General features: G+C 35.1%; 23 protein-coding genes and 3 pseudogenes. 3 read left to right on the top strand and 23 right to left on the bottom strand.

What is annotated here, in order from left to right; translation table 11 throughout:
* Window positions 1-12: 12 nt before the first annotated feature.
* Window positions 13-246, top strand: a pseudogene (locus BLR76_RS07110) (ATP-binding protein); the annotation flags it as partial.
* A 55-nt stretch (window positions 247-301) separates the two neighbouring features.
* On the opposite strand, the pseudogene BLR76_RS07105 reads toward BLR76_RS07110, so the two are convergent.
* The 21 genes and pseudogenes from BLR76_RS07105 to BLR76_RS07005 form a co-directional block, all read right to left on the bottom strand.
* Window positions 302-406 (bottom strand): annotated as a pseudogene (locus BLR76_RS07105) (NAD-dependent epimerase/dehydratase family protein); the annotation flags it as partial.
* 79 nt (window positions 407-485) lie between these two features.
* Entirely contained in the window at window positions 486-1,565 is a 1,080-nt protein-coding gene (rfbB, locus tag BLR76_RS07100) for a dTDP-glucose 4,6-dehydratase (RefSeq protein ID WP_091267303.1), read from the bottom strand.
* Between the two features lie 13 nt (window positions 1,566-1,578).
* Complete coding sequence (locus BLR76_RS07095; protein WP_091267315.1) at window positions 1,579-2,964, bottom strand: MATE family efflux transporter; 1,386 nt, start codon at window positions 2,962-2,964, stop codon at window positions 1,579-1,581.
* A 47-nt stretch (window positions 2,965-3,011) separates the two neighbouring features.
* Window positions 3,012-4,406, bottom strand: coding sequence for a dTDP-4-dehydrorhamnose reductase (gene rfbD, locus BLR76_RS12235; RefSeq protein ID WP_091267300.1), 1,395 nt, complete (start codon window positions 4,404-4,406; stop codon window positions 3,012-3,014).
* A gap of 13 nt (window positions 4,407-4,419) precedes the next feature.
* Window positions 4,420-5,304 carry a glucose-1-phosphate thymidylyltransferase RfbA gene (gene rfbA / locus BLR76_RS07085; protein ID WP_091267296.1) on the bottom strand — a complete coding sequence of 295 codons (885 nt, stop codon included), beginning with the start codon at window positions 5,302-5,304 and terminating at the stop codon, window positions 4,420-4,422.
* A gap of 63 nt (window positions 5,305-5,367) precedes the next feature.
* Window positions 5,368-6,486, bottom strand: coding sequence for an EpsG family protein (locus BLR76_RS07080; protein WP_091267294.1), 1,119 nt, complete (start codon window positions 6,484-6,486; stop codon window positions 5,368-5,370).
* Window positions 6,487-6,498: 12 nt separating this feature from the next.
* Window positions 6,499-7,455 carry a WaaS/CpsH family glycosyltransferase gene (locus BLR76_RS07075; RefSeq protein ID WP_483860444.1) on the bottom strand — a complete coding sequence of 319 codons (957 nt, stop codon included), beginning with the start codon at window positions 7,453-7,455 and terminating at the stop codon, window positions 6,499-6,501.
* 63 nt (window positions 7,456-7,518) lie between these two features.
* Complete coding sequence (locus tag BLR76_RS07070) at window positions 7,519-8,487, bottom strand: GT-D fold domain-containing glycosyltransferase (protein WP_091267286.1); 969 nt, start codon at window positions 8,485-8,487, stop codon at window positions 7,519-7,521.
* Between the two features lie 21 nt (window positions 8,488-8,508).
* The gene (locus tag BLR76_RS07065; protein ID WP_091267282.1) at window positions 8,509-9,693 is read right to left on the bottom strand and encodes a glycosyltransferase; all 1,185 of its coding nucleotides are present in this window, start codon (window positions 9,691-9,693) and stop codon (window positions 8,509-8,511) included.
* A 32-nt stretch (window positions 9,694-9,725) separates the two neighbouring features.
* On the bottom strand, window positions 9,726-10,331 hold the full coding sequence (locus BLR76_RS12365; RefSeq protein WP_091267279.1) for a DapH/DapD/GlmU-related protein: 606 nt from the start codon (window positions 10,329-10,331) through the stop codon (window positions 9,726-9,728).
* A gap of 7 nt (window positions 10,332-10,338) precedes the next feature.
* Window positions 10,339-11,457 carry a glycosyltransferase family protein gene (locus BLR76_RS07055; protein ID WP_091267276.1) on the bottom strand — a complete coding sequence of 373 codons (1,119 nt, stop codon included), beginning with the start codon at window positions 11,455-11,457 and terminating at the stop codon, window positions 10,339-10,341.
* Window positions 11,454-12,326 carry an NAD-dependent epimerase/dehydratase family protein gene (locus BLR76_RS07050; protein WP_091267273.1) on the bottom strand — a complete coding sequence of 291 codons (873 nt, stop codon included), beginning with the start codon at window positions 12,324-12,326 and terminating at the stop codon, window positions 11,454-11,456. The genes BLR76_RS07055 and BLR76_RS07050 overlap by 4 nt, the downstream gene beginning before the upstream one ends.
* Before the next feature lie 36 nt (window positions 12,327-12,362).
* The gene (locus BLR76_RS07045; RefSeq protein WP_091267270.1) at window positions 12,363-12,995 is read right to left on the bottom strand and encodes a sugar transferase; all 633 of its coding nucleotides are present in this window, start codon (window positions 12,993-12,995) and stop codon (window positions 12,363-12,365) included.
* A gap of 254 nt (window positions 12,996-13,249) precedes the next feature.
* Window positions 13,250-13,603: a prepilin-type N-terminal cleavage/methylation domain-containing protein gene (locus tag BLR76_RS07040; protein WP_176759640.1), complete on the bottom strand. Its 354-nt coding sequence runs from the start codon at window positions 13,601-13,603 to the stop codon at window positions 13,250-13,252.
* Window positions 13,604-13,669: 66 nt separating this feature from the next.
* Window positions 13,670-15,526: a polysaccharide biosynthesis protein gene (locus BLR76_RS07035; protein ID WP_091267263.1), complete on the bottom strand. Its 1,857-nt coding sequence runs from the start codon at window positions 15,524-15,526 to the stop codon at window positions 13,670-13,672.
* A gap of 17 nt (window positions 15,527-15,543) precedes the next feature.
* Entirely contained in the window at window positions 15,544-16,314 is a 771-nt protein-coding gene (locus BLR76_RS07030; RefSeq protein ID WP_091267260.1) for a tyrosine-protein phosphatase, read from the bottom strand.
* Between the two features lie 18 nt (window positions 16,315-16,332).
* Window positions 16,333-17,034: a CpsD/CapB family tyrosine-protein kinase gene (locus BLR76_RS07025; RefSeq protein ID WP_245683059.1), complete on the bottom strand. Its 702-nt coding sequence runs from the start codon at window positions 17,032-17,034 to the stop codon at window positions 16,333-16,335.
* Complete coding sequence (locus tag BLR76_RS07020; RefSeq protein WP_091267257.1) at window positions 17,024-17,782, bottom strand: YveK family protein; 759 nt, start codon at window positions 17,780-17,782, stop codon at window positions 17,024-17,026. Before BLR76_RS07020 ends, BLR76_RS07025 begins: the two co-directional genes overlap by 11 nt.
* A gap of 255 nt (window positions 17,783-18,037) precedes the next feature.
* A complete protein-coding gene (locus tag BLR76_RS07015) occupies window positions 18,038-19,048 on the bottom strand; it encodes an NAD-dependent epimerase (protein WP_091267254.1) in 1,011 nt (336 codons plus the stop codon).
* A gap of 109 nt (window positions 19,049-19,157) precedes the next feature.
* Window positions 19,158-20,327 carry a nucleotide sugar dehydrogenase gene (locus tag BLR76_RS07010; protein WP_091267251.1) on the bottom strand — a complete coding sequence of 390 codons (1,170 nt, stop codon included), beginning with the start codon at window positions 20,325-20,327 and terminating at the stop codon, window positions 19,158-19,160.
* Between the two features lie 91 nt (window positions 20,328-20,418).
* Window positions 20,419-21,399, bottom strand: coding sequence for an LCP family glycopolymer transferase (locus BLR76_RS07005; protein ID WP_176759638.1), 981 nt, complete (start codon window positions 21,397-21,399; stop codon window positions 20,419-20,421).
* A gap of 140 nt (window positions 21,400-21,539) precedes the next feature.
* On the opposite strand from BLR76_RS07005, the gene BLR76_RS07000 reads away from it, so the two are divergent.
* Entirely contained in the window at window positions 21,540-21,917 is a 378-nt protein-coding gene (locus BLR76_RS07000) for an integrase core domain-containing protein (RefSeq protein ID WP_091267248.1), read from the top strand.
* A 298-nt stretch (window positions 21,918-22,215) separates the two neighbouring features.
* Here the strand turns inward: BLR76_RS07000 and BLR76_RS06995 are convergent, their stop codons facing one another.
* Both BLR76_RS06995 and BLR76_RS06990 read right to left on the bottom strand, forming a co-directional pair.
* Complete coding sequence (locus BLR76_RS06995; protein WP_091267244.1) at window positions 22,216-24,339, bottom strand: N-acetylmuramoyl-L-alanine amidase; 2,124 nt, start codon at window positions 24,337-24,339, stop codon at window positions 22,216-22,218.
* Between the two features lie 105 nt (window positions 24,340-24,444).
* Window positions 24,445-24,999, bottom strand: coding sequence for a glycoside hydrolase family 73 protein (locus BLR76_RS06990; protein WP_091267241.1), 555 nt, complete (start codon window positions 24,997-24,999; stop codon window positions 24,445-24,447).
* A 204-nt stretch (window positions 25,000-25,203) separates the two neighbouring features.
* Between BLR76_RS06990 and BLR76_RS06985 the strand changes: the two are divergent.
* Window positions 25,204-25,398 (top strand): annotated as a pseudogene (locus BLR76_RS06985) (hypothetical protein); the annotation flags it as partial.

Genomic DNA, 25,398 nt, shown 5'->3' with positions numbered 1-25,398 from the left:
AGCTTTCCATAAGATGAAATAGGTTATTTACCAATTCAAAAAGTTGAAGCTAACCTCTTCTTTCAACTATTAACGATGCGTTACGAAAAGAAATCAACAATGATTACGACAAATATTATCTTATCTCGATGGGGAGAGCTATTTCAGAATTCTGAAATAGCCGCCGCCATTCTTGATCGTCTGGTTCACCATGTTAAAGTCTTCAAGATTACTGGAAAATCATATCGTATGAAAGGGAAAATATAAATGGACTTCTAAATTAGACTGTCAAAAACCTACAATTTTATACTGTCCTTGACAAGTCGTTCAAGTTGTCAATTCCTATTATTTGATAGTCAAGTTTTAAGAGTTTCTGTGAAAGGTGGAACCCAATAAATCCAGCTACACCTGTTATTAGTATTTTCATTTAATTGCACTCCTTCAATTAGCCGTTCTGTATGACGAAAAGACAACCAACTCTTAATCGCCGGTTGCCTTTCAGATTCCTATTTCTTTGATGATGCAACATCATCTATACTTGAATACATCTTATCATAGTAGTTCGCATAATCACCGGAAATGATATTCTCGATCCACTTGGCATTCTCAAGATTCCACTGAATTGTTTCTTTCATGCCTTGTTCAAACGTATATGCCGGCTCCCATCCAAGTTCAGTAGTTATCTTGGTATTATCGATAGCATATCTTCTGTCATGACCTGGTCGATCTTTTACATATTTAATCAGACTCTCTGATTTTCCAATAGTATTAATAATAAGTTTTACAATCTCAATATTTGCCTTCTCGTTATTTCCACCGATATTATACACTTCTCCATCTCTTCCTTTATGAAGAACAGTGTCAATTGCAGAGCAATGATCAGAAACGTGAAGCCAGTCTCTAACTTGCATTCCATCTCCATAAACCGGCAGATCTTTTTCTTTAAGGCAGTTGTTGATCATTAATGGAATTAATTTCTCAGGAAACTGATATGGGCCATAGTTATTACTACATCTAGTGATGTTCACAGGCATACCAAATGTTTCATTATAGGCTCTAACTATCATATCAGCACTTGCTTTGGATGCAGAATAAGGGCTGTTTGGCATAAGAGGCATTGTTTCTACAAACATACCTGTTTCACCAAGTGCTCCATAAACCTCATCAGTAGAAACCTGCAAGAACTTTACTCCAGGCTTATACTCCTTGCAATACTTATCACTTGGATTCAACTTCCAGTATTTTTTTGCTGTATCTAAAAGTACTTGAGTACCGATGATATTCGTAGTTAGGAATACTTCCGGTTCCTCGATGCTTCTGTCCACATGAGATTCTGCTGCAAAGTTTACGACTGAAGTGAGTTCATTGTTTTTGAAGATTTCTTCAATCTTTTCTCTATCTCTAATATCGACTTTACTAAACTCATAATTAGGATTATTATCAACATCCTTTAGATTCTCTAAATTCCCCGCATATGTAAGGGCATCAATGTTGATTATTTTATATTCTGGATGCTTTCCGAGCATTAACTTGATAAAATTACTACCGATAAATCCAGCTCCGCCTGTTACTAAAATTGTTTTCATTCTTCTAATCCTCCTAAGCTTTCATTAGTACTTTAATGTTTTGAATGGTCCTATTTATGTCATTTCTTTTAATCAATAAGTAAATCATATAAGAGAACCCATAAATCAGCATAGTCATCCATGAATTAACATACCATCCGGATAATATGAAAACTAAAGTCAAGGATACCTCAAGTAACATATCTTTTTTTACATCAATCTCTAATTCTCTTGATAAATAATTTTCTGCTAATACTGATCGAATAATTAATAGGATTACAATATTCAATATTGATACATCTAAGTTAGTAAATAGTTGAGTACTAATATATGTTGTGATTAAACTAATAAGCATTGAAAACAGGTTTATTCTTAAAATTATTTTTTCTCGTCTCAATGTCTTCAAATATGTGTTAATTAACAAAGCCATCTTCCCTTCATATAAGAACATTGGGAATACTATGGCCATGTAAAGTAAGCTATCTGCATACTGAGGAAGCCATAATGACATAGCTGTTTTTAGTGGATAATATAATAGTAAGATTCCTAATAAAAATGTCATTAAGAAATCTCTCATCGTTGAATAAATGCTTGATAGTTTATCTCGACTTGTTCTTCGCAGAATTGGAAACATAATTATTCCAACAGCATTGATAAAAATCATCATCATATTAGAAATACTTAAAGTCAAAGATACTTTTCCAAACGTAGCAACATCCCATGTTCGTTCAATCCCAAATTTAACAATACCAATAATAAGCATACTTGCTAAATTTGCGAACATCAATTTTATTCCAACATTAATATTTGTTAATGTCTCACTAAAACTAAAGTAAAAATTGCTAATCTTATTTAAAACTATATCCTTGCAAGCATACACTGAATACACCAATGATACAAATTTGCCAATCAAGTCAGCAAGAATCATTATTTTGTAATCTTTTATTCCAATCAATATAAAAATTAAAACTAACACAATATACACAGCTCTATCAATCATTGTTGCTCTAGCATATTCTTTTATTCTATTAGTTGCTTGTAATATATATATGAGCATGATTCTTGTATTAACAATGATCATTGATAAAGAAACCATTTTTATTATGAATTTTCGATCTAAATCTGGAACAAAAAGTGTACTAAATCCCCATATGATTATTCCAAAGAAAACTTGGCTTGTAAGCAACATTATAAATTGGGAGAAGAACAACTTTTTATCCAACTTTTTATATTCTTCTCCGCCATATCGCAGATATATTCCATCATTCCAACCTAGGTGCAGGAAACCAACATATGATGAGTAGAATATATATAGTTGCCAAAACCCATACTCTTCCACACCTACAATCCTGGGAATAATTAAGACTACTACGGTAGAAACCATTAACGATATTAAATTAGAAGATATTGTGTATGACATATTTTTGATAAACCTTAATGATTTTAAATTCAATGTTTCTACCTCTTTTATGATGATTTAAAGTTACTAAGAAACCTAATTAAAGCATCATACCAATTTGGCATCCTATCAATTCCAGCCTTATCAGTATTCTCTTTCAATAATCGTGAATTTAAAGGTCTCTTTGCTTTGGTTGGATAACCATCACTAGAAATTGGATTTACTTTCATGTCAATCCCAGTCTTTTCAAAGATTGATATCGCAAATTCATGCCAGCTACAAAAACCTTCATTCACACCATGGTAAGTTCCGTATTTATTTGATTGAACTAAATCAACAATGAATGCAGCTAAATCTTTTGTATATGTCGGTGCTCCTATTTGATCACTCACCACATTGATTTCGTTCCTTGATTCTGCTAATTTCAGCATCGTCTTCACGAAATTATTTCCATTTAAACCATACACCCAAGATGTTCTAACGATGAAGTGCTTATCTATTAAACCTCTGACTATTTTCTCACCTTGGTCTTTTGTAGAGCCATAATGATTAATAGGATTTGTTTCCTTATCTTCGGGATGTGGTTCTTGCCCCAAACCGTCAAAGACATAATCTGTACTTACAAATACTACCTTACCGTTAATCTCTTTAGCTGCTTCTGCTACAGCTTTAGTGCCTTCTACATTAACTAGGTAGCATAAGTCTTTCTCATCTTCTGCTTTATCAACCGCAGTATAGGCAGCACAGTGAATAATCACATCTGGTTTTTCTTTTGTGATATATTTTTTAACTTGATCTTTATTTGTAAGATCCAATTCATCTCTTCTTGGAGCAATGACATCAAAATCCATTTCCTTTAATTGCATCGTAACATCATGACCAAGTTGGCCATTTACTCCGGTAACCATAAACTTTAGGCTGAAATCTACATCGCTATCCTTAAGTAATGGTGCCTTTAAGTCTTTTTCAGATAATATCGGATCTTCAATCTTCCAGTCTACACCAATTTCTGGGTCATCAAATCTAATACTTCTATCACACTCAGGAGCGTAATATTCATCAACTTTGTATTGGACCTCAACATCATCAGTTAATGTTATAAACCCATGAGCAAACCCTTTTGGGATGAGAAGTTGCTTTTTATTTTCCTCAGATAGCTCTACACCCACCCATTGTTTATATGTCGTAGAACCCTTTCTTAAATCAACAGCAACATCTAGAATTTCCCCTTTTGTGCACCTGACTAGCTTTGTTTGAGCTTTAGGACTTGTCTGAAAATGTAGTCCTCTTAATGTCCCTTTCTGCGCTGACATAGAATGATTGTCCTGAACAAATTCAATGTCAATACCTAATTCTTGAAATTTAGTTTTAGAATATGTCTCTGTGAACCATCCACGATGATCTCCAAAAACTCTGGGTTCTAATATCAAAATATCATCGATTTCTGTTTTTATAATCTTCATTGAGTTACCTCACTTAATATCTGATTTTCCATTCTGCTACCTTCTTGAGATGTTCTCCATATGGTGATTTCCCGTATTTTTCAGCTGATGTTAATAGTGTTTGCTTGTCAATCCAATTGTTATGATATGCAATTTCCTCAAGTGCAGAAATCTTTATACTCTGTCTCTTTTCAATCATTTGTACGAAATCTGCAGCCTCTACCAGACTATCCATTGTACCTGTGTCAAGCCATGCATAACCTCGCCCAAGTAATTTTACGTTTAGGGTACCATCCTCAAGATACATTCTGTTTAAATCGGTAATCTCCAGTTCTCCTCTTGCAGAAGGTTTAACTTTCTTAGCAAACTCGACTACTCTGTTATCATAAAAATACAGTCCTGTAATACAATAATTTGATTTCGGATTCTGAGGTTTTTCTTCTACAGAAATAACCTTCCCATCTTCATCGAATTCCACTATGCCAAATCTCTCAGGATCATGTACGTAATACCCAAATATTGTGGCATTCCCATTTAGTGTATTATCTACAGCCTCTTTTAGAAACGGAGTAAACCCATTACCGTAATAGATGTTATCTCCAAGAATCATAGCCACATTATCTTCACCGATAAAATCTTCCCCAATAATAAATGCCTGAGCTAAACCATCCGGTGATGGTTGTTCAGCATATGATAAATTAATTCCAAACTCACTTCCATCACCTAAAAGTTTTTCAAAATTTGGTAAATCATGTGGTGTTGAAATTATTAAAATATCTTTGATTGCCGCCAGCATAAGTACAGAAAGAGGGTAATATATCATTGGTTTGTCATAAACGGGCAGCAATTGCTTACTTGTTACCATTGTTAATGGATAGAGTCTAGTTCCAGATCCTCCTGCTAAAATAATACCTTTCATAAATATCACATTCCTTTCGATAAATTACAAATCTTCATTTTTGCAAATGGTTTAAATCCAAAATTATAATGTAAAGAAAATATTCTCTTTGAAAAATGGAATAAGCAAATTGCTTGCAGGTGTTGTTATTAACAAATCTACAGCAAACCAAATAATAACACTTAAGAAAACTGCTACTGAAAATAGTTTGCGTTTTTTATAGCTTATACTCCTTGAAGATCTAATGTCAGAAAAAACATAATAATTTATAATTAATATATTTCTTGCTAATCGATAAAAGGTCCATTGCAACATAAATAACGGAAAGAAAACGACTGCAAGTAGATTTAATTTGTAGACATGCTCTGAAGTTACCAAAGTGCTCGCTTGATTTGATCTAAGAGATAATTTATAAGCCCATAATGTTAACAAAATTGATGTTAGATGTAGTAAAATCGGATATAGGAACCCAAGACTAGTAGTTTGACTCATATAAACTCTAATCTTATAATTATCGACGTATTTCAACAATAACGAAAGGCCTGGAATGTTATTATCATTCATAAATATTAGCATACTAAACAATATTACTAAGATAGCAATTACCTTTTCTTTCTTACTATTTAATGAAATCTTCTTTATGTTAAAGATCACATAAATAATGAAAGAAAAATGAATTGAAGATGCAATTAATAGTAAAACATTAAAATACAACTTCTTCCTTTTACTTTTAGAATATATTAATATTGATAAGCCAATACTAAATACAACAAAAGCTAAAAAGTAACGTAATTGTTCAGAACTTAAAACGATTAGATATGTACAAAACAATGAAATTACGTAATGTGGACTAGGGGCCCATTTTTTTATCGCAGAAAAAAATAATAATAAAAACAAACCAATTGCACCACTTCTAAAAAAGTAAAAATCATCTGTAACCAGACCACCAAGTTTCATAAGAAAAACATATCCAACTTCATAACTTGATTCCATACCATTGATAACATTGTTATAATCTATTTCACTGTTGATAAGATCATTCGATAATCCAGAAGTATTTCTATAACCAGCCATTAATAAAAAAACTGATATAAATGACAATAAAAAAATAAAACTATTTATATTTTTGTTCTTATTTTTACCATATCGTACACCAACAAATAAATTCAATATGATTGTAAGTACATATATGAACAATGTCATCAATAGAACCTCCTACCTTTTTTGTTTTGATAGATATTCATCAATTAACTCTAAGAAATATATAGGAGAATTCTCATTATTATAATTATGAGAAACATCGTGGCCATTTGTAGCAAAAGTTGGATTAATATCTTCAATAGATGAATAATAATGAATACTTTTGGGGTTGTAAAACTTACTATCTTTAGTATATTTGTAATTTGTAATTAATTTTTTATCATACATAATTGCTTCCCAAAACCTTAAAGTTCCACCAGTTGTTTTTGTGTCCACAATCTCCAGAATACATTTAGAAGAGATTGTTCGACCTAAATACTCTTTAAAAGGCATAGCCTTTGAGCTATAATAAATACCATCGTTATAGGCTTCTAGTGTTTGGTCGGATACAACGAAAAAATAACAACTTAGCCCCGCATTTATTAATTTTGCATAGGCTTTTCTGATTATATCCAATCTATTTCGAGCAGCCCCAATAAAAAGAACGTCTACAGATTCAAATTTCGGAATTGTTTTCAATATAGAATCTGACATCTTCGAATAGTAAATTGAAGTATACTTTAGTTCATATTTTTTAACATCTTCATAATTGTAAGACAAAACAAGATCAAATTGTTTTTTTAAGTATTGTACACTTAATTCAGGAATTGCTCTTAATTTTGATTCAACTGTATCACTAAAATAGAACACGAATTTACTCTTTTTGTATTTTTTCTTCAAGTACTTATAAAAACCCGGATGATACCATCCTGCTGTAAAAATGAAACATAATTCATTATCATTAGTGAATCTATTATTGAATAGAAATTTGTACCAAATCGATTTAAAAGGAAGCTTTATTTTAGAGTTCAAGCTATGTGATAAATGAATTCTAAAAATCATGTTGATATATTTACTTCTGAAAATATTACTCCGATTAATTATATAAACATTGCTGTAATCTTTAATATCTGAATAAAACAACTCATCCAATTCTTTAAAACTGTCGTTAAATATTACATAGTTATACAAATCATACTTTCCTTTCTTCTTATATTATTTTACCTTCTCAACTATCTCTGATTCATATTTTTCAAGTACTTCACGAGGTAATTCACTTTGGAATATACCACCTGCCTCATTAACATATTTGCCATATATCGGCATCTTTTTTCTCGCCCCAGACAAATACCACTCATACTCTATATCTAGATGTCCAATATCAATAGCTTGTCCACCATTTACCCCAATATCATACGATAACACTGTAGCAGTTGGCCCTAAAGCAATTAAGAATAAAACATTTGGATTAATATATTTTTTTGAAATGTTCCAAATGTCTTCATATTTGGAAAACGCATTTTCTGCTGGTGCAATGATTCTTATTACTTCAAATGAATTGTCCAATAAATTGTTACCAACACCAAATCTAGTTTTTTCACCTTCTATGATAATCACTTTTTTGTTATCCCAGACCTTTTTCCATAGATTGAAAATATATTCACTCTTCCCGTCTATTCTACCATGATGAACTCTAGTAATAAGAGCATCAGCATAAATCCTATTCTCTTCGATTAACTCCATCCATCTTTTGTAATACTTTGATAAATGAACATTTCGAGATGAAACTCTTTTTCTGCTATATTGCAGCATTGGTCCAAAAAAATCTGGTATGCCAATCAAAACTCTTTGATCTTCTACATTTAAAATTTCTCTCAATCGATTGCTTAATTCTTCCGAGTTTTCTTGACCAAAATAGCCCTTTGAATCCTTGTATATCCATGAGATCTCACCGTCGCCATATCTACATAAAGATTTTCTCTCATTTTCTAAAATCCCAAATGTTTCTTCAATAGAGTAAAAATTAATATCCTTAAATTTATTTTTTAATATGTGGTACTTAAGTTCATACATCTTCGCTAGTGGAACAGCAATTACATAATGGTAAATTCTTATAATTGATCGTCCTGCTACACTTTGCATGAGCTTACGTTTGATTTTAATTAACATATGTCTATTATTCATATAATCTTCCTTATACAATACTCATATTTTAATTGAGTTGTTTTTTACATAATCTTTATATTCACTAAATAATTTGTTTCTCTTCTCCTCTAAGTTTTCTATTTCAAATTCTTTAGCTTTATTAAAATTTCTTGTTGCATATGCAGATAAATCATTTGAAACCAATTTCATTAATATGTTGCAAATGCCCACCATATCACCATTTTGGAAAATAACATCTTTATCAAGTAGCTCAGGTATTCCTGCCGTTGTTGAGCCTACAGCAGGACAGCCTCTACTCATTGCTTCTATCAGAGCACGTGGCAACCCCTCTTGTTTACTTGGCTGTGCATAAATATCAATTGAGTCAAGCCAGGGAAACACATTATCATGTAATAATAATCCTTTAAATCTAACTTTATCCTCAACTCCATATTTTTTTACTAATCCCTTTAAGTACGAGTTGTCGCCCCCACCAACCAATTCATATTCAAAGTTATAACCTCTTTTATTAAGCTCTGATATCGCACGTATAATATATTCTTGCCCTTTATACTGTACATTAACAGCAGCAGTTGTCCCGATAATAAAAGGATTTTTTCGATCCTTTGATATAATTTTACTTATCCTTTTTTCCAAAACACTCAGTTTCAATGGCATCAAATATACATTAGATGCTGAAATTGAGGAACAATTGCAAGGATAGCGACTTTGTAACCATTTTTCTGTAACATATGAAGCAAAACTAGCATTCCTTACTCCTTTTACCTCATTAAAATACATATATGGTGCGATAATTTTCCCTAGTAATCCATGGTTCCAAAACGAATCCCATGCACATCCTCCAACTTCAACCATGTAAGGTTTACCTAGCCTTCTTGCTATTTGGATTGTTATATCACTTATAGAGCTTGGCATTCTTGCAAAGATTAAATCAGACTTTTTAACTTGGTCATATATAACTTTTTTATATTTGGTTCTATCAATCAAGAATCCATTTATTGAGTTTAAATTTGGGATTTCTATAAACTCTAAACCATCTAGTTCTACCTTTTTTAAAGATGCTTCTTTGAATGTTTTATCTAAATGATAAGTTCTGATTACAACGATTAATTTATCAACTACTTTAAAGTACCTAGTAAACATTTCAGATGTAATTGTAGTATTACAGTAAACTCCATTCTTATCTTTATACATTGGTCCATCAAAGCTAAATAATCCTATCATAATATCTCCAACCTTATGTTCAAATTTTCAATTTATATTTCATCATTTGATTTTTCCCATATTTTCAATCTGTTGTTGAATTTTTTTATTACTTTGGCAGGTATACCAACAGCAATACAATCATCAGGAATATCTTTATTAACAACCGCATTTGCACCTACGACCACTCCATTTCCTATCTTTACGCCCGGTAAAATACAGACATTATCACCAAGCCACACATTATCTCCGATTGTAACAGGGTTAGTAGATAGTGGTCTTTCATCAGGAGGAGTATCAGGATTAGATGCATTATCATTATTCGAGTAGTCTCCATGACTGATATCACTAATGTAAATTTTCGAAGCGAACAAACAGTTATCTCCAATTGTTACACTTTCCCCAGCTGCAAAATGAACATAATCACCAATCTTGCAATTAGTTCCAATTACTAATTTATAGTTGTTATTATCATGGATATTAAACATCTCTAGTCTACATCCATATCCAGTTGTAAATCCCTTTCCATAACGTAAGAACTTCTTGCCTCTTATATAAATCGGCCTTCTGATTAATCTCGCACCTTCAAAAAATATTTTGGTGTATACTAACGATATTGAATTCTTGATTATTTCTCCTAATCCGTAACCATTTTTCATATATTTATTAGCTCCTCATATAACTGTTCATATCATTGTTAAATGAACTAACAGAAAAATTTTCTCTAAATGCTTCTAAAGATTTAGTCCTCATGTTAATGATTGCATTATTACTCGCTTCAATTATTTGAAATGACAAATTGGTTAATCCACCTCCAATATTAACCCCGACACCATATTTCTCAACAATCACCGCAGTATCCGCCGGAATGTTGTTTATGATAGGAAGTCCATGTTGAAAATAATCAATAGATTTCATCGTCAATCCAACACAAACACTCTCTTTCATAATATTCAATCCAAAATGACACTTATCAAAAACATCTTGCTTCTCTTGTGGATCATATATTTTGCCATGGTATTCAACAGTAGCACCACCCACTCTTGCAGCATCAATAAGCTCTTGTTTACTTTCACCGTCTCCTATAATATGAAGTGTTACAGGCTTTACACTCTTGATGGTTTCTATGATTTCTTTGATCTTAAGAATATCAATGATATTGTTGATTGATCCTAAATAAGCCAAATGTATTTCTTCTTCACTTAGCTGAGGGTTGCTAACTACATCTATCTCTCTTTTAGCAAGGTATACCGTTTCAGTCTTAACACCTTTCAATGTATCACCTAGAACAGATCGATATAAATCACATTCAGTAATTACAAGATCAGCATACTTTAAGCTCTTATCTCTCATTGCACCCCAAAATGAAAATGGAGGAAACTTCTTTGCTTTACCTATAGGCATAGTTTCTGGCCATAAATCTATTAAGTCTAATATGAGTTTTACTTCTTTGTGCTTTTTCTTATAGCTGGCAGCAAACTTTGCTAAACAATTCGGTGGTACAAATGTATATAATAGGTCTGGCTTTAATTCTTCGACAATCTTAAAAGCATCACCCGCATATTTATAATGTGAAGATAGTCTTGATACCGATAGATTCTTATGATAAGGCTTTGACTTAACAAAAATGAAGTCTTCTTTAGGTTCTTTTCTATGTACTTTTTTGAAATGCCTAAAATCAGATTGAATTACGGTTACATCGTACCCTTGTTCTTTGAAAAACTCATGAACTAAATCTACTCTATCCTCATAAGTATCAAAGCAATTAACAATAACTGCTTTCATCGTCGCCCACTCTCCAATTCAGTCAACTCAATAGATTCTTTAAATGTTCTAATTCGGTAATTGGCCTTATCGTAGTCACTCATGGACTTCTCATAAACCAAATTGCCGAATACTTTATTCACTATGCCGATTCCAAACATCAATCTAATAAGCCAATTCATCCAACTGATCATCATGATATTCTTTCCATGAACTTCACCAATCAATCTAACTAACTCACTAGTCTTCACATACTCCTTGTTCTGTGGGAAGTAAAGTCCTGTTTCTTCATGATCAATCATGACTTTAATAAACTCACAAAGGTTATCTATATGAAGCATACTGCGCTCATTATTGATGTCCGGAAACACCGGTATCTTCTTGGCCATATTAGCAAGTCTAGGATAGTTCCCTTTGGACCCTTTCCCATAAATCATAGGTGGTCTTACCACAACTATTTTGAAGTCATTTGAATCTAAACTCTTGATACCTTCCTCTGCCTGCAATTTACTGTTTCCATAGAAGTTGCTTGGCGTTGGAACTGTATTTCTATCAATGACTCTCTTGCTACTGCTGCTGTCTCCATAGACAATAATGCTGCTCATAAAAATGAACTGCTTTACTCCTTCTGCCTTGGCCTTCTCAGCAGTTTCAATCGTTAAATCTCTATTTACTATATAGTAGAGGTCTTCCATCTTTGGGTCAGATGACACATGAGCAATTCCAGCCACATGAAACACAACATCATACTCAGAGAAGTCCTTCTCTTTCCATGATCCATCTTTCATATCAACCGTATCTACTTTATATTTATCTGGTTCTCTCATGAGCCAATTCTCAAGAGATGCACCTATGTAACTGTTCTTACCAGTGATTAATATGTTTTTCATTTCGTCACCTCAATCATGTAGGCTGTACTACACACTTTAGATTTTTGATTTCTCAGTCTTGTTATTTGTCTCGACTTTGGAGCCAGTCCCACCTTCAACAACACCATCACTTCTAAGAACACTGAATATCGTTCCAAAGAAGCATCTGACATCCATCAGAAGTCCTATCTTCTCGGCGTACTCTCCATCAAGTTTCGCCTTAACATCAATCTCAAGCTCATCCCTACCATTAATCTGCGCCCAGCCTGTAAGTCCAACAGGCACGTCATTTGCACCGTACTTGTCTCTCTCGTCAATCAGATCACACTGATTCCAAAGCGCAGGTCTTGGGCCGATGATACTCATTTCACCCTTAAAGATATTGATGATCTGCGGAAGCTCATCAAGTGAAGTTTTACGTAGGAATTTACCAACCTTAGTAATCCACTGATCCGGGTTCTCCAATAGATGAGTAGGCATATCAGATGGAGTATCTATTCTCATGGTTCTAAACTTCAATATATGAAAATGATTCTTATGGATCCCAACTCTCTTCTGTTTAAAGAGAACAGGTCCAGGGGAGTCAACCTTGATTGCTATAATAAGTACTAAAAAAACAGGAGATAATATGATAAGTCCTAATGTTGAAAGTATGATATCTATTAACCTTTTGATTTTTAAGTAAACCATAGTAATTGATCCTCCTGCTTTAAATATGTATGTGGTGCTCTAGTATTGAGCTGTTTATGTATATAATGCTTTAATACATCTTGCTTTCCAAATAAATGTGTAAATATTCCCTAATTTCATCATTATGATTGGATGAGACTACCTGTAATGCTACTGTAACATTCAACTTATACACCAACCTCTAAAACCATTGCTATAACTGACGTATAGCCTATTAATCCTAATATGATACTCACCTCGTTCTATTCGTCCAATCATAGCCATGGAACTTCGCTAGGGGGTTTTTCGATTTTAAACTCTCTAGGGTGCTTAGAGCATATTACTTTTTCTTCCTTGAGGGTATACAGTCCTTTAGAGGGGCACTGATTAAGGTCATGTTCTATCATATACGTGATGAAAGTTAAATCAAATTTTACAAAGAGAAGTTCTCTTTGGTATACTTCTTCTATTAATTGCTGATTAGCATGACACGCTTTTTCTTCTGATTTAGCTATAACTGACCTTAATGAAGGGATACTAATTGAAAGAATAATACTTAATATGGCTAGGACTGCTAATAATTCGACTACAGTGAAACCTTTTTCTCTAATCATATTTAACTTCAACATCATATTTACCTCTACCTCTATTATGAAAGGCCTTAACTGCTACAGAAGCAGCCAAAGCCTTTACTGTTAAGTATAGACTAGAGGTGATTCTTCATTTGTTTGTATTTGTTCAAGTACAATTTTCCCATTTGCGAAGTCAACGAGTTGTTTTTTGAGTTGATCCTCATTTAGCTGTTCTGTGTCTTTAACAAAGTCGAGAACTAGGTTAATGGGTTCGTTTGTGACTTTACCAACGAAGATTTTTTCGTAAACTTGTTCTTTGGTATTTTCACTAGTGCTCAGTAGTTCTTCATAGAGTTTTTCCCCAGGCCTTATACCCGCTTCAGTAATCTTAATAGCTTCTCTATCTGCACCACTTAACTTAATCATCTTCTTAGCCAAGTCCACGATTTTAACCGGTTCACCCATGTCTAGTACAAAAATCTCGCCGCCTTTTGCAAGTGAGCCTGCCTGAAGGACTAAACGGCTGGCTTCTGGTATCGTCATGAAGTACCGGGTCATTCGGAAGTCGGTTACTGTAATCGGTCCGCCGTTTTTAATTTGTTCCTTGAATACTGGAATAACACTGCCTCGACTACCGAGAACATTCCCAAATCTTACAGCGACGAAATTGGTTTTTCCTTTTTCATTCAATCCGGTAACAATCATTTCTGCTATACGTTTAGTTGCTCCCATTACGTTTGGAGGGTTAACGGCTTTGTCAGTAGATATCATGACAAAACTGCCCACTCCAGCTGCTTTAGATGCTTCAGCCATATTTTTTGTTCCATAGATATTATTTTTAACAGCTTCTGTCGGATTGTACTCCATTAATGGGACATGCTTGTGTGCTGCCGCATGATAGACCCGGTCTGGCTTATAGGTCTTCATAACTTCAAATATGCGTTCTCGGTCCTGAATGTCTGCAATCACTGGCACCAGATCAATTTGATTTGTATCCGCCATCGGCTTCAACTCTCTATGTACTAGGTAGATCGAGTTCTCCCCATGACCTAAAAGTAGTATCCGTTTAGGAGAAAATCGAATGATCTGACGGCATATCTCAGACCCAATCGATCCGCCTGCTCCTGACACAAGGACAGTCTGGCCGGATAACTGAGATGCGATCTGCTCCATATCCAGTTTCACTTCTTCGCGTCCAAGCAAATCTGTGACATCGATCTCTTTAAACTCATTGACTTCAAATGTGCCTTGAACAATGTCTTCTACAGAAGGCATCTGATTTACTTTTACATGTGTCTCGGAACAGTAGTCTACGATTCTGTTCAATTCTTTAGAGGATAGTGAAGGAATGGCAATCGTGATCTGATCTACTTCGAATGACTTAATCAACTTCTCTATATCATGAGTAGTCCCTAACACCGGCACACCATACAACGTCGTTTTCTGCTTGTTCTTGTCATCATCCACGATGCCTACAAACTCAATTTCTGGATTGTGCTGAAGGCTACGAATGAACAGACTCCCTCCGGCACCTGCCCCAACAATTAACGTGCGCATAATGGGATTATTTTTCCCACTATTTATTTTTTCCTTTTTGAGTTTATGCTCTATGATAATCCGCCATGCCACCCGGCTTCCAGGAATAATTAACACCGCTAATAAATACCACAAAAAAAGGAAACGTTGGCTCAGTGGAGTAAATATTAGATTGTACATATCACTTACAAAGAAGGCTGATGTCACTATAATTCCATGAATAATTGTTTCCCTTATACTGGTGTATCGATTGATCTTGTCAAATATTCTGAAAAACAAAGACAGACTTATGTATACAACCATAAATATCAAATAAGACATAACCATTGGTCTAAGTGGAAGTGATACGAAAGGGGCCAGAAACAAATAAGAAAATAGCCCGGCTAGTGTTATCACTGTTATATCGACACAACCTAATGTCAACCGTTTCTTTCTCCGATTCACATGGATTACTCCTTTCTTTATTTAAACCATTTGGTTAAAAACGTTTTTTTTATTTGGTGCGTTTCAGGAGTAATAACAGGATTTCCGTTAATCAGATCTTTTGTCGTCTGGTGAAACGCATTTCTCATACTTCGACCATATTCCTTAGCTAGCAATTCATACGCTTCTTTCATATGAAAAGCCCGATTCCCTGTATTGTGAGCATCTGACGCGATGAAGTGAACCAGATTGGCTTCAATCAACTGACTGCTGACTTTTTTAATTTTTTTACCGAATCCACCGGTGTAGCTAGCAGCAGTTAATTGTGCCAAGGCCCCTTTATCGACAAAGTCTTTTAACCGATTAGGATGTTCTAGAATCTGATGATTTCTTTCAGGGTGCACAATGACCGGTGTCTTTCCCTTTAACTGCAGCTCGTAAAACAATCTTTCTGCGTAAGAAGGGATATTAGATGTCGGAAATTCAATCAAGATATATGTTTGACTTTCATCTGTGAAGAGAATCTCATCCGAATCGATCCCATTGATTAATTCTCCATAAAGGCTGACTTCTTGACCCGGAAAAATAGTTAAGTCGATATTTCTGGCATCCAGCTCTGACTGAAGCTCGTTGACTTTCCTTATCACATCAGCTTTATGATTGATCCAACTTCGCTTCTGATGGTGAGGCGTAGCTAGAATATGTGTGATTCCTTCTTCCACAGCAAGTTCTGCCATCTTAATAGAGTCTTCAAGCGTTTGAGCTCCATCATCGACTCCCGGAAGTATATGACAATGTACATCTATCATTGATAGCACATCCTTTACTTATTCCCCATAATAGTAATAATAGCTGTCATCTGATTTATCTACGCGATTTAATACTGCTCCAAGCACATTAGCCTGTACTTTTTCCAGTAAGTCCTTTGCTTTAAATACCTCATCTTTATTAGCCTGACCCTTCGGTATAACGAATAACACACCATCCGTTTTGGATGCCATTACTTGAGCATCAGTTACAGCTAATAGTGGAGGCATATCGAAGATAATTAGATCAAAGTAATCCAGCATTTCTTGTTTGATTTCTTCCATACGTTTGGAAGACAGTAATTCTGCTGGGTTGGGTGGAATTGCTCCACTAGTCAAAATATATAATCCCTCTGAATGCGTACGGTAAATCATTTCCTCTAAATTTGCTTTACGATCAGTAAGTAATGTTGTCAGTCCATCATTATTTCTAACTTTAAAAATTTTATGCACAGTCGGTTTGCGTAAATCCGCATCTACCAGTAGAACTTTCTTTTCTTTTGAAGCAAAAGTCGCTGCCAAATTTGCCGATACTGTAGACTTACCGGATGCTGGTCCGGCTGAAGTCACAACGATGGTACGTAGCGTTTCGTCCACCATAGAGAATTGAACATTCGTACGTATTGTTCTAAACTGTTCTGAAACGGCCGAAGACGGTTTATTAACTACTACTAAGCCTGGTCGGTCAGCTGTCTCTACTTTTTTCTTCTTGTTAAATATCATCATGATTCCTCCTAGACCTGACATGGCTTGTCTCATTTGTACGTTGAGGCAGAGCTTGTCGGCCGTCTGACTTTAATTCATCGGCTGACATTTCTGCAATACGTCCAAGGCTTGTCCAGCCCAGTTCTTCAACGATGAATTTTTCATCTTTGACTGTGTTGTCAAGAAATTCAAACAGAAAGGCCAGACCTACTCCGATCATTCCGCCTAAGACGACGCCGATCGCCAAATTCAGCATATGGTTGGGAGATATAGGGTTAATGTTAGGTTCAGCTTGAGAAATAACAGTCACATTATCCACGTTCATAATCTCATCTAGATTCTCTTGAAAAACCGATGCAGTCGTATTAGCAATGGTTGCTGCATCGTAAGGATTCGTATCGACCACACGAATCGAAAAGACTTGTGAGTTTTCTTCATTAGATATCGTGAGTTTGTTTGATAGTTCAGAATGAGACAGTTCAAGATTCAGTTCATCTCTGACTTCATCTAGTATAACTGGACCTTTAATTATATCTTTATATGTATTAATCAACTGAACATTCGTATCAATATCTGAACGCTGGATGGCGTCTGTCTGCTGAGTACGGTTAACAAGCAACTGCGTCGTAGAGCTGTATTCAGGTGTTGCAATGAAAAACGTGTAAGCTGAAACTATAAGTAGAGCTAGTAGTGTCATACTTACAATTAACCCTATTCTTTTTTTCAAAACTTCAAATAGTTCTTTTAAACTGATTTCCTCTTCCATCTTATCCTCCTGTTGTCACACCGAATATAAACACTATTATCTATTAACAAATAATCATAGTTTTTAGAATAGCACATAAAATAACATCTTTGTACGGGTGAGCGATATATTACAATTTATTAAATTAATTATTTCATAAAATTGACACATTTTAAGTGCTAATTAACTAAAGATATCATTCTATATATTTATAACAGATAGTTAACCTGCCTTTTTTCATAACAGGTTAACTATTTGCTATACTAACTAAATAATTTATCCAACATTATAGTACTGCTTGTACCAGGATACAAACTTTTCTAGCCCCTCTTCAATACTTGTGTCCGGTTTAAACTTAATGTCTTCTTCCAAATCAGTCATATCTGCATATGTCTGTTTAACATCCCCAGGCTGCATCTCCAAATATTCCTTCTTCGCCTCCATGCCGATAGCTGATTCAAGTGCTTTTATGAATCGCATCAGTTTCACAGGGCTGTTGTTTCCTATGTTATAGATTTTATAGGGAGCAAAACTCTCACTGATATCTCCAAGGCTTTCATCCCAATCTGGATTGGCTAAAGGTGCTTTTTCTATTAGTTTTTCGATTCCACTTACTATATCATCAATGTAGGTAAAGTCTCTTTCCATTTCTCCATGGTTAAATACTTTAATAGACTTCCCGCTGAGAATATCCTTAGTGAATGAAAAGTAAGCCATGTCTGGTCTTCCGTAAGGTCCATAAACAGTGAAGAACCTTAGACCTGTCGTCGGTATACCATATAGATGACTGTATGTGTGTGCCATCAGTTCATTTGACTTCTTAGTCGCTGCATACAGCGATAAAGGGTGGTCGACATTATGATTAGTAGAAAAAGGGGCGATCTTATTTCCTCCATAGACTGAACTGGACGAAGCATACATCAAGTGTTCGACAGGGAAATGACGACAAGCTTCTAATATATTCATAAATCCGGTCAGATTAGAATCAACATAGGCGTATGGATTCTCGATCGAATACCGGACCCCAGCTTGAGCTGCTAAATGAATGACGTGAGTCGGACGTTCAAATTCAAATAGTTCATCGACCGGCTGTTTATCCTTTAAATCGATTTTGTAGAAGGTAAACCCTTTGTAGTCATTTAAAATTGACAACCGGTCTTCTTTCAGCTGTGGATCATAATAATCATTGAGATTATCCAGGCCAACGATTTCAATATCCTTTTCCAGCAGGGCTTTGGATAGATGGAAGCCTACGAAACCAGCTGCTCCAGTGATTAGTAATTTCATTTTACTTATCTTCTCCTTTATCTGTAGGATTCATTTTGTAATTTTAAAGAAAAAGCACTGATGGGATTGACCGAAAGGATTCAGTCCTATCCAACCAGTGCACGTCCAATTAATTATTATTGTACAAATCTCTAGTGTATACTTTCTCTTTAACATCTTCTATATCTTTAGTAATTCTATTTGCTACAATAACATCAACTTCATTCTTAAATGATTCAAGGTCGTTATTAACTTTAGATCTGAAGAATGTATCTTCCGTCAGTACCGGCTCATAGACTACGACTTCAATTCCTTTAGCCTTGATACGTTTCATAATTCCTTGAATAGCGCTCTGACGGAAATTGTCTGAACCAGATTTCATGACAAGACGGTAAATTCCTACTTTTTTCGGGTTTCTTGCTATGATTTGTTCTGCAATGAAATCTTTACGTGTTCTATTTGCGTCAACGATAGCTGCGATTAAATTATTTGGTACTTTGTCGTAGTTAGCCAATAACTGCTTCGTATCTTTAGGCAGACAATAACCGCCGTAACCAAATGAAGGGTTATTATAATGATCCCCAATACGAGGGTCTAAAGAAACACCATCAATGATTGACTGAGTATCCAGATTATGCACTTCAGCATAGGTATCAAGTTCGTTAAAATAAGCCACACGTAATGCAAGATAAGTATTGGCAAACAACTTAACTGCTTCGGCTTCTGTTGATTTCATTAAAAGAACAGAAATGTCTTTTTTAAGTGCACCTTCTACAAGTAAGTCCGCAAATTTCTGGGCACGTTCTGACTCTTCACCTAAGATGATACGACTAGGATATAGATTATCATATAAGGCGTTTCCTTCTCTAAGGAACTCTGGTGAAAAGATGATGTTATCCGTACCGAACTTTCTTCTAAGTTCCAAAGTATAACCTACTGGAATAGTGGATTTAATGATCATTGTTGAGTCAGGAGCATACTTCAGTACATCTGAAATCACTTCTTCTACTAGTGATGTATCGAAGTAATTTGTTTTGTCGTCATAATTAGTTGGTGCAGCGATGACTACATACTCCGGGTTATTACCGTATGCCTCCTCTTTGTCAGTTGTTGCCACCAAGTCCAGATCTTTGTTTGCAAGATAATCGGATATTTCCTTATCAACAATGGGAGACTTTTTTTCATTGATCATATCAACTTTTTCTTTAATAACTTCTAAGGCTTTAACAGAGTTGTTTTGCGCCAGTAAAATAGCATTGGATAGACCAACATACCCCATGCCTACTACAGTAATATTCATCTAGTTCATCCTTCCGAAATTTTTACATACAATACAATAATACCCTGTTAAGATGGAATCTACAACAGGGCAGTAAAATTTTATACAATAATTAATTTAATTCGAGTTCAGATTTCAAATGATTCTGCACACGTGCAATTTCCTCATCTGGAATCATTTCATAATAAACGCCGTTCATCATTGTTCCGTTACCTGAAAGCTGAAGCTGTTCGACATCTGATACAGATGATCGGTAGTTGTTAAACATGTCCATCATATCTTCAAAGGCCATATTTGTACGCATATTCGAACTCATCGCTCCTAGGATTGATCGATAGTTCATTACAGAGTCAAGAGACGCCACACTTTGCATCGTGGCTTCAATAACTTGTCTCTGGCGGTGCTGTCTTCCGTAATCTCCTGAGGGATCATTCTTTCTCATTCTAGAGTACGCCAGAGCTTTAGCCCCATCCATGTGAGTGGTCTGCCCCTCTACAAATGTGTACTCCCCTTGAGAAAATGTAAGTGAAGGAACAACGTCTATACCACCTACAGCATCCACGATTTGTTGCATGCCCTCCATATTAACTGATACATAATAATCCACTGGAATATCAAACAGATTTTGAACTGTATTTACAGTCATGCTTGTACCACCAAAGGCATAAGCGTGATTTATTTTATCCATAGTCCCACGTCCGACGATTTCCGTATAGGTATCTCTAGGAATACTGACTATGCTCGTTTTTTCAGTATTGGGGTTTATAGTTAATAGCATGAGTGTATCTGAGCGCCCTGACATGTTATCCGGACCATCTGTATCGACACCCATTATAAGAACAGAAAATGGGTCTTCACCTTTATCAACATCAAGAGGTCTTTCCTGACGACTTGTATGCTGCTCCTGTGCTTCCACTGGTTTATACATTTCGTCTGTTGTAGATCTCAGGTCTGAGTATACTTGCCACCCAATATAAGCAGCTATTGCTCCTATAAGAGTAAACATTAGCATAAATATAGAAAAGATGATTTTTCCAGCTGTTCGTTTATTATTTCTTTTGTGATGTTTTCTGGATCTTAATTGTTTAGTCATAGACTTCCTTCTCTCTTCAAAATATCTATCTATAAGTTTACCAGTCTATCTGTCTTTATTTACTAAAAAATGTGAATAAATCACAACAATTTAGCTTGCTACAGATATTGCGCTAGTTATTTTTTCCATCTAGCCGACAGATGACTGTGGGTCTGGTCTTTGATACTTTAACCAAGGCAACCCAACGATACGGTGCGGCCGAAGGACTCATTCTCCATTCTGACCTTGGTTCACACTACACAAGCGAAGCGTATGAATCTGCGCTAGAAAAACAAGGGATTCGTCATAGTTTCAGTCGGAAAGGAAGTCCTTACGATAATGCCGTAATCGAATCCTTTCATTCTATCGGAAAAAAGGAAGAAGTTTATCAAAATAATTATCCTGTTTTCGATACGGCTTATAGAGAATTATTTCAATACATTGAAGCCTTCTACAATCGGAAGAGAATCCACACGGCACTTGGGAACCGAACGCCCCTGGCCATTGAGCAAGGATACTTAGATCAAGCAGTCATTTAAGTTATAAGGAATCATAGGACGGTTAAATAAAAAAACTTTAGCTTTCCTCATGGTTTCGGTAAATGTTCTAAAAAGCGTCAGCGGTTAGAACGTTTACCGAAACCTTGAGGCTCAAAACGATCCATGTTTCATTAATAAATTCTCTTAAATCGTGTCCAAGATATTGACGTAATACCAATAAGATTACTTTTAACTAAGGAAAAAACTCAACTTTAATGAATACATTATATTTATTCATTAAAAGACTTAGAAGGGTTATCATTAACTGATTCCCTTCCAAGTCTTAATGTTCAATATATTAAAATCCAAAGTATGAATCTATACCATTTTTAGTTGCCATTGCAGCTATTCTTTGATGTTGAGTAGTTCTAATAATAGATAATTCAGTTGCATTATCCATAAAGCCGTATTCTACAAGGACTGCAGGCATTTTAGTCATTCTTAGTACTCCAAAATTGTTTCCTTTTATTCCACGATCATTAAGTTTAGTTGCTGATATTAATCGAGGATGTATCTGATCAGCAAGTCTTAGGCTGTCTCTAATTCTAGGATCTCTTGTAAGGAACGCATTCCTGTTTGTTTCCTGACCAAACCCGGAGGATACACGATGATGGATAAATGTTTCTATTCCACGTGCTCTCCCAGCATTAACTCCCCCCATCGCATTATAATGAATACTTACAAATATATCGGCATTTCTAGCATTCGCATCATTTGCTCTTTGTTCTAGAGTTAAAAATGTATCACTGTTTCTAGACATAACCACTTCATATTTACCTGAAGATACTAGATAATCTCTTAAAATACGTGCAAGAGATAGATTCAAAGTTTTTTCTGATATACCACCATAAACTGCACCAGGATCTATTCCACCATGGCCAGGATCTAGATAGATAATTTTTTTCGATGATTTATATAAATCTCTAAATCTTTCATTGATTCTATTAGAAAGGGTGTTTGTGCCACCTAAAATTATAAAATGATTTAACCCTCTGTTTCTCGAGTAATTTTCAGCTGTTTGAATATTACTCTCTGACTCATCCAATAGTAACACTCCACTATTTTCCCTCGAAGCAATAATTGATCCGGTAAGTATGTCTGCGAAAGCTGTTCCAGAACCAATATAAACTCTTCCGCCTGAGATTCCCCAGTGATTTAACACTCTTTTATTGACTTCATATCTATCTTTTCCAGCCAACCGTGTAGCGTTGCTGACTCTACTTTTAAGCTGATTTTCAGCAGTATTACTTATTGAAGTTGTTCCACCAATAATTCGCCAGTCTTTAATTGTGTTTGTCAGTTTTCTGACTTCTGGATGAAGCTCATTAGCTCTCGTTAACAAGATTGGTTGTTTGTATCTTCCTGCTACTGTAGAAATACTCACAGCATCAGCATATGCGTCGCCGTTAACTAAATGTGCTGTTGAAGGTCCGCGTAATGAAATCACTTCTTCAGCTATCATTCTAGATGTATCATAGCGGTTTTGTCCAGCTATCCGTCTGACATTCAATCCTCTGTTTTTTAAAGTATTACTGATGTGTTCTGGTACTGAACGAGGACCGCCTAAAATTATAACATTTCGAGCTTTCAGACGGGCGATTTCTGTTAATGTTTCACTATCTATTCCCTTATCACTCACCAGTAACATTGGTGCATTATGATGAGCAGCCAACGGAGTGCCAGAGAGTGCATCTGTGAACTTATATCCATTGGCAATGATAACGGTATCACTACTGTTCCATCCTCTTCTGCTAATGTTTTCAGCCACTCTCATGCGGTTCTGACCTGCAATTCGTTCCACAGTGGTATTGTTAGCAGTTGAACTGAGAGACATCATATTCATGTTGGAAACTTCCTCTAGTGGAGTAGTCATCAGGGAGTTAACAACTGATTTCTGCTTATTTTCTTCTCTAATGAACTGTAATCTTTCAACTAAATCTTTATTTTGACTAGCTCCAAATCCTTTTGGTTCTAGTACCTCTATCATGGAATGGATGGTATCTTCATCATCTATAAATAATTGAAACGCATCAAGGTTTTCTATTATTTCTTCTTCAGTCAGTTCATCATATGAGTTCAAAAAATCCATGTATGATTTTTCCATATCTGAATAAGAATCTTTTGCTCCGTCTAGGAATACCTCTTTTGTTTCACCATCTACTCTATCAGTAGGTGCTTCATCTTGAATGTCCTCTTCGTTACTTCCTTCTCGGCTCACTTCTTCTCTGGTGACCTCATTAATTGATTCATCTTTACTATTAAGTCCATCCTGAACAACGGCTTCAGTTACAACATCTTCAGTTTCATTGTTTTCTGAGGCGGAAACAATAATGGATATGAACGATCCAAAATTCCCAGATAACATAATAGTGGCAGATACTGCTAGAAGCAACTTTTTAAGTCGCTTATTAATACATTGCATTTAAAAAATGTTCCTTTCTAAGTAATTATTTTTTGTCATAATTTCCACATCTGTTTTTGTTTGAATTAGTTCATATTAATATGGGACTTGTTTTACTGTCATAATTTATTTATCAAATTGAGTGAGATTATGCTCATTGATTATTCGTCTAATTGCTGTAAAGTAAGCTGGATCAGTAGCGTAACCTCTCAGTCCACCTTTATCTAATACTTCCCACACATCCTTTGTATTACTCTGCCAAGTTCCTCTATAATAAAAATCTTCTCCTGTTCCTCGACCAAATCTTAATAACTGAGCATAAGCCTGTAAGGACTGCTCGTATGAAGGAAAGCGTCTAAAACCAGCTAAAACGGAAATATTCTCATTATTCATATGTTCCCATGTCCAAGTTAAAACATACGCTTGATCCCCTCTAGCTTTTATTCCAAAGAGGTTATGATAAGGCGGTCTAGCAAGTTGACTTTCTCCAATGGCACGAGCAACACCACTTTCATGAATAGCTTGAGCAATCATTAATGAAGGGTAAAGAGCTTCTTGTTTAGCCTCAGTTGATACTTTGATGGCTAATGGTGAAATCCATTGAATAAAATCTTGTACATTATTAAACTGAGATTTGTTATCAGTTTTAATTAGATTCGACTTCTGAGCAGAGGGCAACATTGACTCTACACCCTTACGAGTTACAGCTAACTTAGTTCCAATAGCAATATTATTAATATCTCAAGTTTCGCACCCCTAAGAACTCCGTTCTATCCTTTACATCATAAGGATTATTTAGATTAATCAGCTTAAAAGTAAAGAAAAAGACAGCTCTCTTTGGTAAAATGTGAGTGCCACCACCAACATTCCAAGGAGAGATGTCTTATGGCTAACATTTTACCAAATAATTCAGAAAAAAACGAGTTTTATTCGAGTATTGATCACTTTATCAAACAATTTACAGTCGGAACCCTGTTAAATCGGTCCAATATCAAAAAAGAAGAAGGAGTAAGTGTGACCGCTATCGTTACCTTCTTATTTACTGTTGCCTTTCATGGTGGAAAAAGTATGAATCAATTA

The sequence above is a fragment of the Alkalibacterium thalassium genome (assembly GCF_900101165.1).
GTDB classification, from domain to species: domain Bacteria; phylum Bacillota; class Bacilli; order Lactobacillales; family Carnobacteriaceae_A; genus Alkalibacterium; species Alkalibacterium indicireducens.
The sequence above is the reverse complement of the archived record's forward strand: the minus strand, read 5'-3'. Positions and strand labels throughout refer to the sequence as shown.